Origin of the sequence: Serratia sp. NPDC078593 (assembly GCF_050268245.1) — a bacterium.
Classification (GTDB): Bacteria; Pseudomonadota; Gammaproteobacteria; order Enterobacterales; family Enterobacteriaceae; genus JBNNGK01.
Genome location: NZ_JBNNGK010000014.1, coordinates 53,820 through 69,616 on the forward strand (window position 1 = coordinate 53,820; position 15,797 = coordinate 69,616).

The window sequence follows — 15,797 nt, forward strand, 5'->3', positions numbered from 1 at the left end:
TACACTGTCGAGCAAAATATGGGCAGGTTAACAATGCAGGATTCCATGACATTACAACAGTGGTGCTTTTCGTTCAAAGGCCGAATTGGGCGGCGTGACTTCTGGATTTGGATAGGCGTTTGGCTGGTGTTAATGGCCGCCGCGTTTACGCTTGCTAACTATGATTGGGTGGCGATTCAAACCATCGCGTTTTTCATTGTGGCCATGCTGTGGCCAACGGCAGCGGTGTTAGTTAAGCGGTTGCACGATCGCAACAAGTCTGGCTGGTGGGCGCTGTTACTGATCTTGGCGTGGATGCTAGCTGCGGGTAATTGGCACATGCTGGCACCGGTTTGGCAGTGGGGCGTCGGGCGTTTTATCCCGACGCTGATTATTGTCATGATGATGATCGATTTGGGTGCGTTCGTCGGCACGCCAGACGACAACCGTTTTGGCGCACCGCCGGAGCCGGTGAAGTTTCGCGTAGGTTGACGTTTTGTTTACCAGTAATGCTCGCTGGTCATATGTCCCGGTTTGCGGCGCAGGTGTTTGCGCATCCCGTGCCGCTCTTTCAGCATTTGCTGAGTGTCGCGCACCATTTGTGGGTTACCGCACAGCATGATATGGCTGGTCTCGGCATCAATGTTTAAGCCGATTGCCGCTTCCAGCCTTCCGTCTTCGAGCAGTGCCGGTACGCGACCGGTCAGTGAGCTGGGTGCTTCTTCACGGCTGACCACCGTTTGAATATGTAATTTGCCGTTATAGCGCTGCTGCAATTGTTGCATCAGCGGCAAATAACTTAAGTCACGCGCATAACGGGCGGCATGCACCAGTACCAATTTATTAAATCGCTCCAGTCCGTTACCTTCTTGCAGAATGGACAGATAGGGGCCGATAGCCGTGCCGGTCGCCAGCATCCATAGCGTGTCACAATCGGGTACTTCCTCCAGTACGAAGAACCCGGCGGCTTCCTTGGTGATCATGATTTCTGCGCCCGGCTGTAGTTGATTGAGTTTCGGGCTCAGTTTGCCATCCGGTACGGTGACCAGATAGAACGCCAGGTTGGAATCGCTGGGAGCGTTAACGTAGGAGTAAGCGCGCTGTATGCGTTCGCCATCAATTTCCAAGGCCAATTTAGCGAATTGCCCTGCGGTGAACGGGTCGATCGGTGCATCGACGGTGAGAGTAAACAATCCATCGGTCCATTGTTCCAGATGCGTAACTTTACCTTTAACCCATTCAGCCATACTTTAATGCTCCCGTAGTCGAATCAAATATGCGCAATGCCGCGAGCCGTAAATGGCATGCGCGGTACGTTCAATCTGGTAACCCTTACCAAGCAACCGATGAAACAGTTGCAACTCCGAATCGCAGAGGCTACTGCAGGTGTCAGCCGTTATGCCCATCGGACAGTGATTTTCTACCAATAATGCACCGTGAGGATGTTCCACCAGTTCGGTCATAAAACCATCGTGCCGCCGCAAACACACCAGCCGAGTCAATTTATCTTGGTGACTCTGTTCTTCGGCTAATTCGCTGGCGTAATGCTGGAACAGTTTTTCTTCACGGGTGCGGATCCGTTTATTCAGCTCTTCAGTGCCAAACAGCGGGTGGGTGACATCAGGCCACTCTTGGGCTAACGCCCCGCGCTGAGCGACAAACTTGGCATAGCCTTGTGGCGTCAATGACCAAAATCGTTTTGGGCGACCCACTTTGTTACGCGCCTCTTCGTAACAGACTAGCTCATGTTCTTCCAGAGATTGCAGATGTTGGCGTATTCCCATTGGCGTGATCCCCAAGCATTCTGCGAGCATCTTGGCCGAATGAGGCCCCAAGGTTTTTAACTGCAATAAAATCCGTTCTGGCGTTTTCATGAACCCAATCCCTATGGTGTTATTTTATTTCAAGTTGATGAAAAGAATTATCGATTAAATGTGAAAGCCGGGCTACTGCAAGTTTGGTTCTTATCGCTGGAAAGAAGAGACGTACAGTTTAATTTACGAGGATGGCTGGCTTTGCTGCCAGTGTGATCGCGATCAATATTTGCCGGAAGCTCGCTAAAAAAAATAGATTTGTTAGCTTATGCCGCCATAGAAGGCCGCTTGCGATGATGCATGGGCATGCATGACGCGTGAACGGCTTGGCCGAGTTAATACGTTAACGAAGATAATGAGAAAATTAGATAATTTTCACCTGCTGGTGATGTTGATTCTGTTAGTCGCCGTCGGCCAGATGGCGCAAACCATTTATGTTCCTACCATTGCTGATATTGCTCACGACTTGTCGGCGCGAACAGGTGCCGTGCAGCGGGTGATGGCGGCGTATTTGATGACCTACGGTTTATCGCAGCTCATTTATGGCCCCTTGTCCGATCGCATTGGCAGACGCCCGGTGATTCTGGCGGGCATGGTGATCTTCATGTTGGGTGCGTTGGGTGCGTTGTTGTCAAACAGTTTGACCATGCTGGTGGCTGCCAGCGCGATTCAGGGAATGGGCACCGGCGTGGCCGGAGTCATGGCGCGCACCATGCCACGTGATTTGTATGCAGGTACGGCGTTGCGTTATGCCAACAGTTTGCTGAACATGGGGATTTTAGTCAGCCCACTGCTGGCTCCGGTGATTGGCGGTGCGCTGGCGATGCTGTTTGGCTGGCGCGCTTGCTATGCTTTCTTATTGGCTTTGTGCGCTGGCGTGGCATTTTCCATGTTTCGCTGGTTGCCTGAAACGCGACCGCAGCAAACTGAAAAACGCCGCATGCTGACCAGTTTCCGGCAACTGTTGGCTGATGGCACGTTCAGTTGCTACTTGGTGATGTTGATTGGCGCACTGGCGGGGATCGCGGTATTTGAAGCCAGTTGTGGCGTGCTAATGGGTGGAGTGCTGGGGCTGAGCGGTTTGACCGTCAGTGTGTTGTTCATTCTGCCGATCCCGGCGGCGTTCTTTGGTGCGTGGTACGCTGGGCGTGATGGCAAAAGCTTCCATCAGCTGATGTGGCACGCGGTGATTAGCTGCTTGCTGGCGGGGTTGATGATGTGGATCCCGGGTTGGTTCGGGGTGATGAATATTTGGACGCTGATCGTACCGGCGGCGCTGTTCTTCTTTGGGGCGGGTATGTTATTCCCGTTGGCAACAACCGGAGCGATGGAGCCGTTTCCTTATTTGGCAGGCGCGGCCGGGGCATTAGTGGGCGGTATGCAGAATATGGGCTCTGGTCTTGCGACCTGGCTGTCTGCCATGTTGCCGCAAACTGGGCAATTTAGCCTGGGTCTGCTGATGTTCGCGATGGCGTTGCTGATCCTGTTATGTTGGTGGCCGCTATCCAATCGGATGCAGCATCAGGGGCACACCGCGTAACACACGACATGGCCAGAGCTTAATCTGGTCATGTCGTTTTCGCCGTTCTGAATGGCGTGTTACAGCAGAAACTCGTGTAGCGCCGCGTCTTTACGGTCAAGATAATGTGTTGAGCGAATGCGACGAATGGTGCGCGATTTACCGCGTATCAGCAGGGTTTCGGTGGTTGCCATGTTGCCTTTACGGCTGATGCCTTCCAGCAGATCGCCTTTGGTGATACCCGTGGCGGAGAAAATCACATTATCGTTGCGTGCCATGTCGTCCAGCAGCAGCACATTACCGGCCTCGATACCCATGCTCCGGCAGCGAGTGAGTTCTTCTTCGCCGATGCGACGATTTTCTGCGCTGTCACCCTTCACCTGATGGCGTGGCAGCAGCCGCGCTTGCATGTCGCCGTCCAGTGCGCGAATCACGGCGGCTGAAATGACCCCTTCCGGCGCGCCGCCAATGCCATACATCACATCCACTTCGCTTTCCGGCATGCACGTGAGTATCGAGGCGGCCACGTCGCCGTCGGGTATGGCGAACACTTTCACGCCCATGTGCTGCATTTGGGCAATAACGGCGTCATGGCGCGGTTTCGCCAAGGTGATGACGGTCAACTGTGACAGTGGTTTATTCAAGCAGGCGGCAATATTCTTCAGGTTTTCCGCCAGTGGCAGATTGAGATCGATAGCGCCATGCGCGGCAGGGCCGACCACCAGTTTTTCCATATACATGTCAGGAGCGTGCAGAAAGGTGCCGCGGTCGCCGACTGCCAATACCGCTAACGCATTGGACTGCCCCATGGCGGTCATGCGCGTGCCTTCGATCGGATCGACGGCGATATCTACCGCGTCGCCAAGACCCGTACCCACCTGTTCGCCGATATACAGCATGGGAGCATCATCGATTTCACCTTCGCCGATCACGATACGGCCATCAATATCCACTTTGTTGAGCATTATACGCATGGCATTGACGGCAGCGCCGTCGGCGGCGTTTTTGTCGCCACGCCCCAGCCATTGGTAGCCGGCCAGCGCAGCGGCTTCGGTCACGCGGGAAAATTCGATGGCTAATTCACGTTTCATGGCAAAACCTGTCAATGATAAAGAAAGTAGAGACCAAGTTTATCACGGTAGGGTGAAGGCGGGGGGAGCAAAAAAAAGCGTCGCCCGCAGGCAACGCTTGATGAGGGATGAGAACGCAGAGGCGCTTATTCGTGTTCTTCCCACGCTTGGGCGCGAGCAACCGCTTTCTTCCAACCGCTGTAACGGTAGTTACGTTCGGTTGTTTCAATGCTTGGGCGGAACTCACGCTCGATGACGGCTTTGCTCTTCACTTCATCCAGGTCGTTCCAATAGCCAATGGCCAGACCGGCGAGGAACGCCGCGCCCAGCGCTGTCGACTCTCGCACTTCAGGGCGCTCTACCCGCGTGCCGAGGATGTCAGATTGGAACTGCATCAGGAAGTTGTTGGCAACCGCGCCACCGTCGACACGCAGCGCTTGTAAGCGGGTATTGGCATCGGCCTGCATGGCATCCAACACGTCACGCGTCTGGTAGGCGATGGACTCCAGCGTGGCACGGATGATGTGGTTGCTATTCGCGCCGCGAGTCAGGCCGAAGATGGCACCGCGAGCATACGGATCCCAGTAAGGTGCACCCAAGCCGGTAAAGGCTGGCACCACGTAAACACCGTTGCTGTCTTTGACCTTGGTGGCGAAGTATTCAGAGTCGGCCGCATCGCCGATCAGTTTGAGTTCATCGCGCAGCCATTGGATAGACGCGCCGCCAATAAAGACCGCCCCTTCCAACGCATAGTTTACTTCACCGCGAGGGCCACAAGCGATAGTGGTCAGCAGGCCGTGGCTGGAGCGTACCGCTTCGGTGCCGGTGTTCATCAGTAAGAAGCAGCCGGTGCCATAAGTGTTTTTCGCCATACCCGGTTGTACACACAGTTGGCCGTACAGTGCGGCTTGCTGGTCACCGGCGATACCGGCGATAGGAATACGCGTACCGCCTTTACCGCCGATGTTGGTCTGGCCGTAAATTTCAGAGGAAGGACGTACTTTGGGCAGCATGGCGCGTGGAATATCCAACACTTCCAGCATGCGCTGATCCCAATCAAGCTCATGGATGTTGAACATCATGGTACGTGAAGCATTGGTATAATCGGTAACGTGTACCCGCCCTTGGGTCATTTTCCACACCAGCCAAGTGTCGACGGTACCGAACAGCAACTCACCCCGCTCGGCACGCTCACGGGCGCCTTCAACGTGATCGAGGATCCATTTCACCTTGGTGCCGGAAAAATACGGGTCAACCACCAGGCCGGTGTTATGACGAATGTATTCTTCCATACCGTCTCGTTTGAGTTTTTCGCATATCTCGGCGGTACGGCGACATTGCCAAACGATGGCATTATAAATCGGTTTACCGGTTTCTTTTTCCCAGACGATGGTGGTTTCACGCTGGTTGGTGATACCGATTCCGGCAATTTGATCGGAGTTGATATCGGCTTTTGCCAGCACTTCCACTAATGTGGAACTTTGCGATGACCAAATCTCCATAGGATCGTGTTCAACCCAGCCTGCTTTTGGGTAAATCTGGGTGAATTCACGCTGTGATACCGCAACGATGTTGGCATCGTGATCCATTACGACGGCGCGTGAACTGGTGGTTCCCTGGTCGAGAGCGACAATATATTTTTTATCTGTAGTCATGGTTGAGTCCTGCTGTTGTTAACCATTTGAAACGATGCCAATTACGCTTTACGTTGCTGAGATTTGGCTGCGGGCTCATCTTCTTCTGCACAAACGTCGCAAGGCAGATGGCGGCCAATCAATGCGCGGTAGCCAAAGGCACCTAAACCTGCACCGAGAATAGGACCGAAGATAGGCACTAAGAAGTACGGAATATCACGCGCACCGGTAAAGGCGACGTCTCCCCAACCGGCCAGATAAGCGAATACTTTCGGGCCGAAATCACGCGCGGGATTAAGGGCAAAGCCGGTTAATGGTCCCATGGAGGCACCGATAACGGCAATCAGAATACCGATCAATAATGGCGCCAGTGGCCCGCGTGGTACACCGTTACCATCATCGGTGAGTGCCAAGATCAGGCACATCAAAATTGCAGTAATGACGGCTTCTACCAGGAAGGCCTGCATCACGGAAATGTGAGGGTTCGGGTAGGTGGAGAAAATGCCGGCCAGATCCAAGCTTTCGTTGCTACCACGTACCATGTGATTCGCCGCTTCGAAATCAAAGAACAGATTGTAGTACAACCCGTAGACCAGTGCGGCGCCGCAGAAAGCCCCTGCGATTTGAGCAATAATGTAAGGGAAAACTTTGCGTCCATCAAAGCAGGCGAACAGCCAGAGTGCGATCGTCACGGCCGGGTTGAGGTGAGCGCCGGAGATGGCGGCGGTGAGATAAATCGCCATGGCGACCCCGAAGCCCCAAATGACACTGATTTCCCATTGACCGAAGCTGGCGCCGGCCAATTTCAATGCGGCAACACAACCTACGCCGAAAAAGATTAGCAGACCGGTGCCGAGAAATTCAGCGATGCACTGGCCTTTTAAGGTCGGACTGGTGTTTTGGCTCATAATGTTGTTGTCCTGCAAACAGCGGTTAGAGGTTTATAGGCTTCGCGCGTGGCGCATATCAGCCTAGGGTACAGTTTTTTAATCTCGTCCAATTCTATGTTGGAGGACGTGATGTAAATTTATCGTTAACGAACATAAACGAGAAATAGCGAAATCAAAATGTGTGTGCTTCGTCATAAAATTGAGCGAATTCGCGTCGTTTAGTGTTCTTTCTGAGCCATCAATCACTGCTCAGACCACGTGTTTATCTGACCACTATTAACAAACCATCAACCTGGCGCCGTGTTTTTTCAGCTTTTGCTGATGGTGGGGGCAGGAAAATTGCAACAGACTGCGCGATGAGCCGGTATGTTGCTAGACAGTGAGGGGCAGGCTACTTACAATCGTTTTTATCGAAAGAAGCGTTTTATCAAGACAGGCGCGTTTTCTATAAAAGCGTGTTTCACTTGGCGCGATGCATATTCGCAGTAGCTGCAGCCTTTGTTGCGGCTGCTACCTATAGATATACGCCTTGCTATCATGAGGGGACTGAAGAATGACATTTGAAGTATTTGAAAAACTGGAAGCAAAAGTTCAGCAGGCGATTGATACCATCACTCTGTTGCAGATGGAAATTGAAGAACTAAAAGAGAAGAATAATACCCTGTCTCAGGAAGTTCAAAATGCCAGCGGCAATCAAGAAGCGCTGGTGCGTGAGAACCAGCAACTGAAAGAAGAACAGCACGTGTGGCAAGATCGCCTGCGTGCGCTGTTGGGTAAAATGGAAGAAGTCTGATCCGTTTCTCGCAGCAATAAAAAGGGCGCCTAAGGCGCCCTTTATCGTTTTGGCTTACTTATTCGATATCGAGGGGATCTTCGGAAAGAATAATACCGGTATTGTCGGCATAAAGATGGTCACCCGAGAAGAACGTGACGCCACCGAAGTTGACGCGAATATCGCTCTCGCCGATACCTTCGCTTGGTGCGCCGGCAGGGATCGCGGCCATCGCTTGAATGCCGATATCCAATTCTACCAAATCGTCGACTTGGCGAACGGCGCCGTAAACCACAATGCCTTCCCACTCATTTTGGGTTGCCAAACGCGCTAGCTCTGCGTTGATCAGTGCGCGACGGACTGAACCACCGCCATCAACCAGCAGCACGCGGCCACGGCCGTTTTCTTCAAGCAAGTCAAACAGCAGGCCGTTATCCTCGAAGCATTTCACTGTCGTGATTTGCCCGCCAAATGAAGTACGCCCGCCAAAATTGGAAAATAGAGGCTCAACTACGTTAACCTCTTCATGATAGATGTCGCAAAGTTCGGAAGTATCGTATTTCATAGGATTTTACGTCTGTTTGCCGCTGGAATAACCAGTATATCCCTTTCTTCGCCCTGTTGGCAAAATCATCAGTTTTTAACTGAGTATCACGCCAATCGCGAACAACACATTTGCCAGTAACGCCGCTTTTACCATGTGCTCCAACATAGGGCGCATACCTGCCGTTGACGGGTCGCGCAGCACGCGCAATGCGTGACGCCACAGCAGGGGAACTGCCAGCACGAACAACCAGCCCCACAGGCTCTTCAGGTTAATGAGGGTAAACAGCGCGAAGCACAGCACCGCTCCTATGAGTAACAAGGCGTGATAACGGCGGCCATTTTTTGCCCCTAAACGTACCGCCAGCGTATTTTTGCCATTGGCGCGATCGCTGTCGATGTCCCGCAAGTTGTTGATATTTAGCACTGCGGCAGCCAGTAAACCGCAGGCGGTCGCCGGCAACATGATGATGCTATCAAAATGATGGGTTTGCAGATAATAGGTTCCGGCCACGCTTAGCCAGCCGAAGAAAACCAACACGGAAATATCGCCTAAACCTAAATAACCGTAAGGTTTATTGCCGACGGTATAGGTGATCGCCGCGATAATCGCTAAAGCGCCTAGCGCCAAGAAACCCACGACATCGCTCGGCTGCTCACAGGCCAAGGCAATCAGCGAACAGCCGGCAATGGCGATCAGCACCACGGTAATCACTAGCGCCCGTTTCATTTGCGCCTGGGTAATCATCCCTTTTTGCATACCGCGCAACGGTCCGATACGGTCTTCTTTGTCGCTGCCTTTAATAGCGTCACCGTAATCATTGGCTAAATTAGACAATATTTGCAGGAGGCCAGCAGTCAGTAACGCCAGCAGTGCAACGCCCGGTTTCAGGCTGCCTTGCCAGGCGGCAATGGCGGAACCGACAACGATGGAGGCAAACGCCAAGGGGAGGGTTCGCGGTCGTAAACTTTCTAGCCAGGCTCTGGCCGGGGTGGTGGAGGTTGATGAGCTCATTTTTCGCTTCAGCAGGTCAAGTGGCTGTGTCCTCAGATAAAAAAATGGGAGGCATTGCCTCCCATTTTAATGGCTGACAGGACAGTGATAGAGCGATTATAGGATAAAACGACTCAAATCTTCATCTGCAACCAACTCATCCAGATGATTACCGACATATTCCGCATCAATTGTGATGCTTTGGCCGTTACTTTCGCTCGCATCGTAGGAAATATCTTCCATCAGACGTTCCAGAACGGTATGCAGACGACGTGCGCCGATGTTCTCGGTGCTTTCGTTGACTTGCCATGCGGCTTCCGCGATGCGACGGATGCCATCAGCGGTAAAGTCAACGGTCACGCCCTCGGTTGCCATCAACGCTTTGTACTGTTCGGTCAGCGAGGCGTTTGGCTCGGTGAGGATACGTTCGAAGTCTTCGGTGCTCAATGCTTGCAACTCTACGCGGATCGGTAAACGACCTTGCAGCTCTGGGATCAGATCAGAGGGGCTAGCCACCTGGAATGCACCGGAAGCGATAAACAGAATGTGATCTGTTTTCACCATGCCGTGCTTGGTGGAGACGGTGCTGCCTTCTACCAAAGGTAACAGGTCGCGTTGTACACCTTCACGAGAAACGTCGGGGCCGGAAGATTCACCGCGCTTACAGATTTTGTCGATCTCATCAATAAACACAATACCATGTTGTTCAACGGCTTCGATTGCCTGTTCTTTCAGCTCTTCCGGGTTAACCAGCTTGGCGGCTTCTTCTTCCACCAGCAGCTTGAAGGCTTCTTTGATCTTCAGCTTGCGCGGTTTCTGCTTCTGACCACCGAGGTTCTGGAACATGGACTGCAATTGGTTGGTCATCTCTTCCATGCCCGGCGGTGCCATGATTTCTACACCCATGGGTGCCGCAGCCAGATCGATTTCAATTTCTTTATCGTCCAACTGGCCTTCACGCAATTTTTTGCGGAATGCCTGGCGCGCAGCCGAAGGTTCTTGCTGTTCTTCTTGCTGCCCCCAGTTGTTCTTAGCCGGTGGGATCAACACATCGAGGATACGTTCTTCGGCCATTTCTTCGGCGCGGGTGCGGTTTCTTTCGATGGATTGCAGACGCACCATTTTGATGGCAGCGTCGGTCAGATCGCGAATAATGGAATCCACTTCTTTACCGACATAGCCGACTTCGGTGAATTTGGTGGCTTCAACTTTGATAAAAGGCGCATTGGCCAGCTTCGCCAGGCGACGGGCGATTTCGGTTTTACCCACGCCGGTTGGGCCGATCATCAGAATGTTTTTCGGTGTCACTTCGTGACGCAGCTCTTCGTTAAGCTGCATACGGCGCCAGCGGTTACGCAGGGCGATGGCGACGGCACGTTTCGCTTTGCTCTGGCCGATAATGTAACCGTCCAGTTCGCTGACGATCTCGCGTGGAGTCATTTCAGACATAGTATTCGGTCCTTACGCTTTGGAAGGCAGTTCTTCAATAGTGAGGAAATTGTTGGTGTAGATACAGATGTCGCCAGCAATGCCGAGCGACTTCTCGACGATTTCGTGGGCGCTCAGCTCGGTATTTTCCAACAACGCGCGCGCGGCAGATTGGGCGTACGGGCCGCCGGAGCCGATCGCGATCAAATCATTTTCAGGCTGAACCACGTCACCGTTACCGGTGATGATCAGTGAGGCGTTCTCATCGGCGACGGCCAACAAGGCCTCTAGACGACGCAGCATACGGTCGGTACGCCAGTCTTTCGCCAACTCTACGGCGGCCTTCACCAGATGGCCTTGGTGCATTTCCAGTTTACGCTCGAAGAGCTCAAACAGCGTGAAGGCGTCAGCGGTGCCTCCGGCGAAACCGGCGATCACTTTATCGTTGTACAGGCGACGTACTTTCTTGACGTTGCCCTTCATCACCGTATTTCCCAATGTTGCCTGACCATCACCACCGATGACGACCTGGCCGTTGCGGCGTACGCTTACAATTGTTGTCACGAGCAGACCCTCGTTGCAGACTGAAAGAAGCCCTCGCCGCACCGATGTCTACCGGCACGACGAGGCATATTGAGAGTATAGATGGGGGAGGATTGGCGCTTTTCAACCCCTGAGAACCGTCTTACTTCAAGCCGCATCGCTGTGGACTGCTTTCACGATGCGGCTCGAATTATTTAGGGCGCAGCAATCGGGATGCAATTTGACATACCGCTGCCCTTCAAGCGTGAAAGGGTTTTATCCGCCGTTGCCCGGGTGCTGAATGGGCCGAGCATCACGCGGTTCCAGCCGCCACCTTGGGTGATGTGGCTTTCAATCCCGTCAAATGCCAAACGAGCGCGCACGGACTCTGCCTGATCGACCGCGCGGAACGAGCCACACTGCACCATCCAGCGTTGTTTTGATTCCGGCTTCACGTCGGGTTTCGGCTGCGGTTTGGGTTCCGGTTGTTTGGGTTGTTCCGGTGGTGCTGCCACAGGCTTGGATGGCTGTGGCACCTGCGCAGGTGACGTTCCATTGTTGAACGGATTTCGCGGCGGATGAGTTTGCGGCTGTTGGCGCGGTTGCAACGTTTGTTGCTGAGGCTGTTGGCGTGCGTTGCTTTGCAACGCGTCGTTGTACGGCACTTCGTTCAATTGAGTTGGACGTTGTTGCATATCCGCCTGCATCTGCTCCAACAGCTGGCGCTGTTCCTGCGTCAGTTGGGTCTTGGCGTTCACCTCTCCCCCCGCAGTGGGTTCGGTCGGGGTTTGCACACCTAATTGGCGATTTTCCAATTCTTTGATGTAACGCCAACGCTCCTCCGGCTTCGGCGGCAGGCCATTACCTGGTCGATTGTTATGCGTAGGCAACAGCGGCGTCTCGTCCGGCTGGTTATGGGTAATGAAGTAGAGGCCTCCGGCAAAGATCACCAGCAGGGCAACAGCAAGCACCACCACGGTAGTCGATACCCTCGGAGAACGGCTTTTTTTACGGCTAGGTTTTTTGCGTTGCGCGCCAGAGCGCCCACGGCCTACATAGTCTTTCTGTGCCACTATTCTTCCGCTGTGTCTTTATAAGGAATTAATTTCGTCATGTTACTGAACCCTAAAATATTTGACTAGCGTTTCGGCGCAGCGGTGCTGCCCCTGATCATTAACTCGCTGTCTAACAAACGCGAGCCACTGGCGACCGCCTGCCCATGCAACTGCTCCAGCAACAGTAACATAGCTTGCTGACCAATCTGGTAGCGCGGTTGCGCCACCGTGGTGAGCGGTGGGTCGCAATATTGCGCCAGTTTTATGTCATCAAAGCCGACAATCGACAGGTCGTGCGGTACGCGCAGGCCGAGTTTCTTCGCCTGTGACAATACGCCAATCGCCATCACATCGCTGTGACAGAACACCGCCGTTGGTGGGTTAGGCAGCGCCATCAGCATTGCCAGCGCTTCTGCGCCCGCTTCGAAGGTGAAATCACCCCGGGTAATATAGCTGCTTTCGACGGTAATGCCATTACGGCGTAATGCCTGAATGTAACCTTGCAGTCGGTAATGGCTGAGCGGCATGTGCTCCGGCCCGGCGATACAGGCAATCTGCGAGTGACCGAGCTGGTGGAGATAATGCACCGCTTCGAACGCGGCGGTCAGATTATCGATGTGCACCGTTGGGAGCTCCAACTCTGGCGCAAACTCGTTCGCCATCACCATCGGCGGCAGATTACGTTGCTCTTCCTTACTGGCGTCGAAGGGCAGGTTAGAGCCTAACAGCAGCATTCCGTCAATTTGTTTGGTGATGATCAGATTAACGAAGGTGCGTTCCTGCTGATTTTGCTGGGCGCAGTCGCCGATCAGTACCAGATACCCTTGCAGGGCTGCAGTTTGCTCGATCCCTTGGATCACGTCGGCAAAGAAGGGATCGCAAATATCTGGCACGATCACCAAGATAGTTCGGGACTCGTTGCGTTTGATATTGCGAGAAAGCGCATGGGGAGAGTAGCCGACGGCGAGCACGGCTTGTTCCACTTTCTGCCGCGTCGGCGTGGACACCTTTTCCGGATTCATCAACGCTCGCGATACGGTAGCTGTTGAAACGCCTGCCATTTCGGCAACGTCTTTCATGGTTGCCAAGGGTAGTTCTTTCTTGTGTTCCAACGCCTTTCTCCTTGCGTTAGCCTCATGCTAACGCCACGACTGCGATACCCGATCGGGTTGAGGTACGTTCAACGCCGAGGGGTAGGTATGCTCACAAGTGATAAAAACTCTTTACAGATATTCTAAACAGATTACGACCTGCTTTTGTTACCTAATTTGCATAAAAAGTGTGACTTAAGAGGTTTTTTTCGCGTTCGCTCGCAAATTCAAGGGTAAACGTTTGCCTCGCAAAGGCTAAATCAGACTTTTCCGGCTTTAACTGTCAATGGGATCAACATCTAGCGACCATTTCACTTTGCGCGCCTGTGGTAGCATCGCGATCAGCGGCAATGTGTTTTTCATCAAATGCTGAAGCACGCGCCGTGAGGGGTGCTGTAGCAACAATTGCCACCGGAAACGCCCGCCCCGTTTTGATTGCAACGCCGGTATCGGGCCCATGACCCACAGCGCGTCATCTTTTAACGGGCTGGCTTCCAGCAGGTTACGCAGTTGCTGCAGAAACAGTGAGGCTTGCTGGTTATCGTGATCGTCCGAACGTATCAGAATGTGGTTGGTGTACGGGGGAAGGAACACGCTTTGGCGTTCTGTCAGTGCCTGTTTGGCGAAAGCATCGTAACCCTGTTGCAGCAAGATTTGCAGCAACGGATGTTCTGGATGGTGAGTTTGTAGCAGCACTTCCCCCTGTTTACCGGCGCGGCCAGCGCGGCCAGAAACTTGGGTATACAGTTGGGCAAAGCGTTCGGCGGAGCGGAAGTCGGCAGAAAACAGCGCGCCGTCTACATCTAACAGGGCGACCAGCGTGACATCAGGAAAATGGTGGCCTTTCGCCAGCATCTGCGTACCGATCAAAATGCGTGCGCCACCGCGATGAATATCCGCCAGATGTTGTTCCAGTGACCCTTTGCGGCTGGTGGTATCGCGGTCAATACGGGTAATCGGGATTTCCGGGAACAGCGGTGCCAATTCGTTTTCCAGTTGTTCGGTACCTACGCCAACCGACACTAAATGCGTCGAACCACATTGCGGGCATTGATGGGGCACCGGACGTTGGCTGTCGCAGTGGTGACAACGCAACTGGCGATAATTCTGGTGTACCGTGTAATAACGGTCACAGCGCTGACACTCGGCAATCCAGCCGCATTCGTGGCACAGTAATGCAGGGGCATAGCCACGGCGGTTAAGGAACAGCATCACTTGGTTGCCGTTGTTGAGATGGTGCTGCATGCTCTTTAACAGTGGCTGCGACAGACCGACTTTGAGCGGCAAGCCTTTCAGATCGATCAAATGTTGTTGCGCGGGTTTGGCGTTACCAGCGCGTTGGGTCAACTTTAACTGACGGTATTTTCCCAGTTGCACATTGTGCAGGGTTTCCAGAGCGGGAGTGGCTGAGCCCATCACCATGGGAATATTTTCCATATGGGCGCGAAAGACCGCCAGATCGCGTGCGTGGTAGCGCCAGCCTTCCTGCTGTTTATACGAACTGTCATGTTCTTCATCGATGATGATGACGCCCAAACGGGAGAACGGCGTGAACAGCGCCGAACGCGTACCGATAACTATCGCGGCTTCACCGCTGCGCGCGCTCAGCCATACCGCCAAACGTTCGCTGTCGTTCAGGCCTGAATGTAACACCGCTACCGGCGCGTTGAAACGTTCACGAAAGCGCGCAATGGTTTGTGGCGTCAGGCCGATTTCGGGCACCAGCACCAACGCCTGTTTGCCCTTTGCCAGAATGTTTTCCAACACGCTGAGATACACTTCAGTTTTGCCCGAGCCAGTGACGCCAGCCAGCAGCCAGGCCGCAAACTGTTCGTCCTCGCTGCGTATTGCGCCGACCGCCGTGGCTTGTTCCGTATTCAACCGTAATCGTTCACCCAGCACGGCGAAGTCAGGCCGCCAATCTGGTGCGGCAACCGTCTGTGCCCGCAGATCGGTGAGCCCTTTGTTACGCAAAGCCTGTAGTGCATTGTCGGTCAGATCCAATTCGCTAACCTGATGCCGATAAATGGGGCGTTGCAATAGCGCAGCGAGCGCTTGTTGTTGTTTGGGCGCGCGTTTTAGGCTGGCAGGCGGGGTAGCCCGGCCGAGTTCTGTGGCGAACCATTGCCACAGCGGTGTGGCCTCGGCGGGTTTACCTTGGCGTAATAGCACTGGCAGCGCGTGAAACAAAACTTCCCCGATCGGATAGTGATAATACTCGCAGGCCCAGTGCAGAATGCGCCAGAGACTGGGGGAAAACAGCGACGCGTGGTCGATAATGCTGTCGATCGGCTTTAGCTTTTCTGGCGGCACGTCGCTGGTTTCACTGCTGCCTGTGACGATGCCGATGGCGCGTTGCCGGCCCCAGGGAACGCAAACGCGCGCGCCAACCACCGGTTGCACGCCGGGTGGCAACGAATAGTCGAAAATTCGGGCGAGTGGAACCGGTAAAGCAACGTGAACAACGGGCATGAGATCGTCCAAGA

Annotated in this window: 15 protein-coding genes; 3 read left to right on the forward strand and 12 right to left on the reverse strand. The window is 53.7% G+C overall.

What is annotated here, in order from left to right:
* The first annotated feature begins 45 nt into the window (after positions 1–45).
* Positions 46–471, forward strand: a complete 426-nt coding sequence (locus ACQKDS_RS15395) for a DUF805 domain-containing protein (RefSeq protein WP_399672287.1) — start codon at positions 46–48, stop codon at positions 469–471.
* 8 nt (positions 472–479) lie between these two features.
* On the opposite strand, the gene fpr is transcribed toward ACQKDS_RS15395, so the two are convergent.
* Positions 480–1,226, reverse strand: a complete 747-nt coding sequence (gene fpr / locus ACQKDS_RS15400) for a ferredoxin--NADP(+) reductase (protein WP_399672285.1) — start codon at positions 1,224–1,226, stop codon at positions 480–482.
* 3 nt (positions 1,227–1,229) lie between these two features.
* Positions 1,230–1,853 (reverse strand): helix-turn-helix transcriptional regulator, encoded by a 624-nt coding sequence (locus ACQKDS_RS15405; protein ID WP_399672283.1) that lies wholly within the window; start codon positions 1,851–1,853, stop codon positions 1,230–1,232.
* Positions 1,854–2,148: 295 nt separating this feature from the next.
* On the opposite strand from ACQKDS_RS15405, the gene emrD reads away from it, so the two are divergent.
* Positions 2,149–3,333: a multidrug efflux MFS transporter EmrD gene (emrD, locus tag ACQKDS_RS15410; RefSeq protein WP_399672281.1), complete on the forward strand. Its 1,185-nt coding sequence runs from the start codon at positions 2,149–2,151 to the stop codon at positions 3,331–3,333.
* A gap of 59 nt (positions 3,334–3,392) precedes the next feature.
* Here emrD and glpX read toward each other — a convergent pair whose 3' ends face one another.
* From glpX to ACQKDS_RS15425, 3 genes are all read right to left on the reverse strand, one after another.
* The gene (gene glpX, locus ACQKDS_RS15415; protein ID WP_399672279.1) at positions 3,393–4,403 is read right to left on the reverse strand and encodes a class II fructose-bisphosphatase; all 1,011 of its coding nucleotides are present in this window, start codon (positions 4,401–4,403) and stop codon (positions 3,393–3,395) included.
* Positions 4,404–4,528: 125 nt separating this feature from the next.
* The gene (glpK, locus tag ACQKDS_RS15420; protein ID WP_399672277.1) at positions 4,529–6,037 is read right to left on the reverse strand and encodes a glycerol kinase GlpK; all 1,509 of its coding nucleotides are present in this window, start codon (positions 6,035–6,037) and stop codon (positions 4,529–4,531) included.
* Between the two features lie 41 nt (positions 6,038–6,078).
* Complete coding sequence (locus tag ACQKDS_RS15425; protein ID WP_399672275.1) at positions 6,079–6,924, reverse strand: MIP/aquaporin family protein; 846 nt, start codon at positions 6,922–6,924, stop codon at positions 6,079–6,081.
* A 535-nt stretch (positions 6,925–7,459) separates the two neighbouring features.
* Here ACQKDS_RS15425 and zapB point away from each other — a divergent pair.
* Entirely contained in the window at positions 7,460–7,699 is a 240-nt protein-coding gene (gene zapB / locus ACQKDS_RS15430; protein WP_399672273.1) for a septal ring assembly protein ZapB, read from the forward strand.
* 58 nt (positions 7,700–7,757) lie between these two features.
* Here zapB and rraA read toward each other — a convergent pair whose 3' ends face one another.
* The 7 genes from rraA to priA form a co-directional block, all read right to left on the reverse strand.
* Positions 7,758–8,243 carry a ribonuclease E activity regulator RraA gene (rraA, locus tag ACQKDS_RS15435; protein WP_399672272.1) on the reverse strand — a complete coding sequence of 162 codons (486 nt, stop codon included), beginning with the start codon at positions 8,241–8,243 and terminating at the stop codon, positions 7,758–7,760.
* A 75-nt stretch (positions 8,244–8,318) separates the two neighbouring features.
* Positions 8,319–9,236: a 1,4-dihydroxy-2-naphthoate polyprenyltransferase gene (locus ACQKDS_RS15440; protein WP_399672270.1), complete on the reverse strand. Its 918-nt coding sequence runs from the start codon at positions 9,234–9,236 to the stop codon at positions 8,319–8,321.
* 96 nt (positions 9,237–9,332) lie between these two features.
* Positions 9,333–10,664: an HslU--HslV peptidase ATPase subunit gene (gene hslU, locus ACQKDS_RS15445; RefSeq protein WP_399672268.1), complete on the reverse strand. Its 1,332-nt coding sequence runs from the start codon at positions 10,662–10,664 to the stop codon at positions 9,333–9,335.
* 12 nt (positions 10,665–10,676) lie between these two features.
* Positions 10,677–11,207, reverse strand: coding sequence for an ATP-dependent protease subunit HslV (gene hslV / locus ACQKDS_RS15450; RefSeq protein WP_399672266.1), 531 nt, complete (start codon positions 11,205–11,207; stop codon positions 10,677–10,679).
* Positions 11,208–11,380: 173 nt separating this feature from the next.
* Positions 11,381–12,238: a cell division protein FtsN gene (gene ftsN / locus ACQKDS_RS15455; RefSeq protein WP_399672264.1), complete on the reverse strand. Its 858-nt coding sequence runs from the start codon at positions 12,236–12,238 to the stop codon at positions 11,381–11,383.
* Positions 12,239–12,303: 65 nt separating this feature from the next.
* Positions 12,304–13,332, reverse strand: a complete 1,029-nt coding sequence (gene cytR, locus ACQKDS_RS15460; protein ID WP_399672262.1) for a DNA-binding transcriptional regulator CytR — start codon at positions 13,330–13,332, stop codon at positions 12,304–12,306.
* Between the two features lie 255 nt (positions 13,333–13,587).
* Positions 13,588–15,783 (reverse strand): primosomal protein N', encoded by a 2,196-nt coding sequence (gene priA / locus ACQKDS_RS15465; protein ID WP_399672260.1) that lies wholly within the window; start codon positions 15,781–15,783, stop codon positions 13,588–13,590.
* Between the last annotated feature and the right edge of the window lie 14 nt (positions 15,784–15,797).

What these genes read in the sequence shown, in the direction of transcription:
- ACQKDS_RS15395 (WP_399672287.1), top strand. Translation starts at nt 46, where the DNA reads ATGACATTACAACAGTGGTGCTTTTCGTTCAAAGGCCGAATTGGGCGG.
- fpr (WP_399672285.1), bottom strand. Translation starts at nt 1,226, where the DNA reads ATGGCTGAATGGGTTAAAGGTAAAGTTACGCATCTGGAACAATGGACC.
- ACQKDS_RS15405 (WP_399672283.1), bottom strand. Translation starts at nt 1,853, where the DNA reads ATGAAAACGCCAGAACGGATTTTATTGCAGTTAAAAACCTTGGGGCCT.
- emrD (WP_399672281.1), top strand. Translation starts at nt 2,149, where the DNA reads ATGAGAAAATTAGATAATTTTCACCTGCTGGTGATGTTGATTCTGTTA.
- glpX (WP_399672279.1), bottom strand. Translation starts at nt 4,403, where the DNA reads ATGAAACGTGAATTAGCCATCGAATTTTCCCGCGTGACCGAAGCCGCT.
- glpK (WP_399672277.1), bottom strand. Translation starts at nt 6,037, where the DNA reads ATGACTACAGATAAAAAATATATTGTCGCTCTCGACCAGGGAACCACC.
- ACQKDS_RS15425 (WP_399672275.1), bottom strand. Translation starts at nt 6,924, where the DNA reads ATGAGCCAAAACACCAGTCCGACCTTAAAAGGCCAGTGCATCGCTGAA.
- zapB (WP_399672273.1), top strand. Translation starts at nt 7,460, where the DNA reads ATGACATTTGAAGTATTTGAAAAACTGGAAGCAAAAGTTCAGCAGGCG.
- rraA (WP_399672272.1), bottom strand. Translation starts at nt 8,243, where the DNA reads ATGAAATACGATACTTCCGAACTTTGCGACATCTATCATGAAGAGGTT.
- ACQKDS_RS15440 (WP_399672270.1), bottom strand. Translation starts at nt 9,236, where the DNA reads ATGAGCTCATCAACCTCCACCACCCCGGCCAGAGCCTGGCTAGAAAGT.
- hslU (WP_399672268.1), bottom strand. Translation starts at nt 10,664, where the DNA reads ATGTCTGAAATGACTCCACGCGAGATCGTCAGCGAACTGGACGGTTAC.
- priA (WP_399672260.1), bottom strand. Translation starts at nt 15,783, where the DNA reads ATGCCCGTTGTTCACGTTGCTTTACCGGTTCCACTCGCCCGAATTTTC.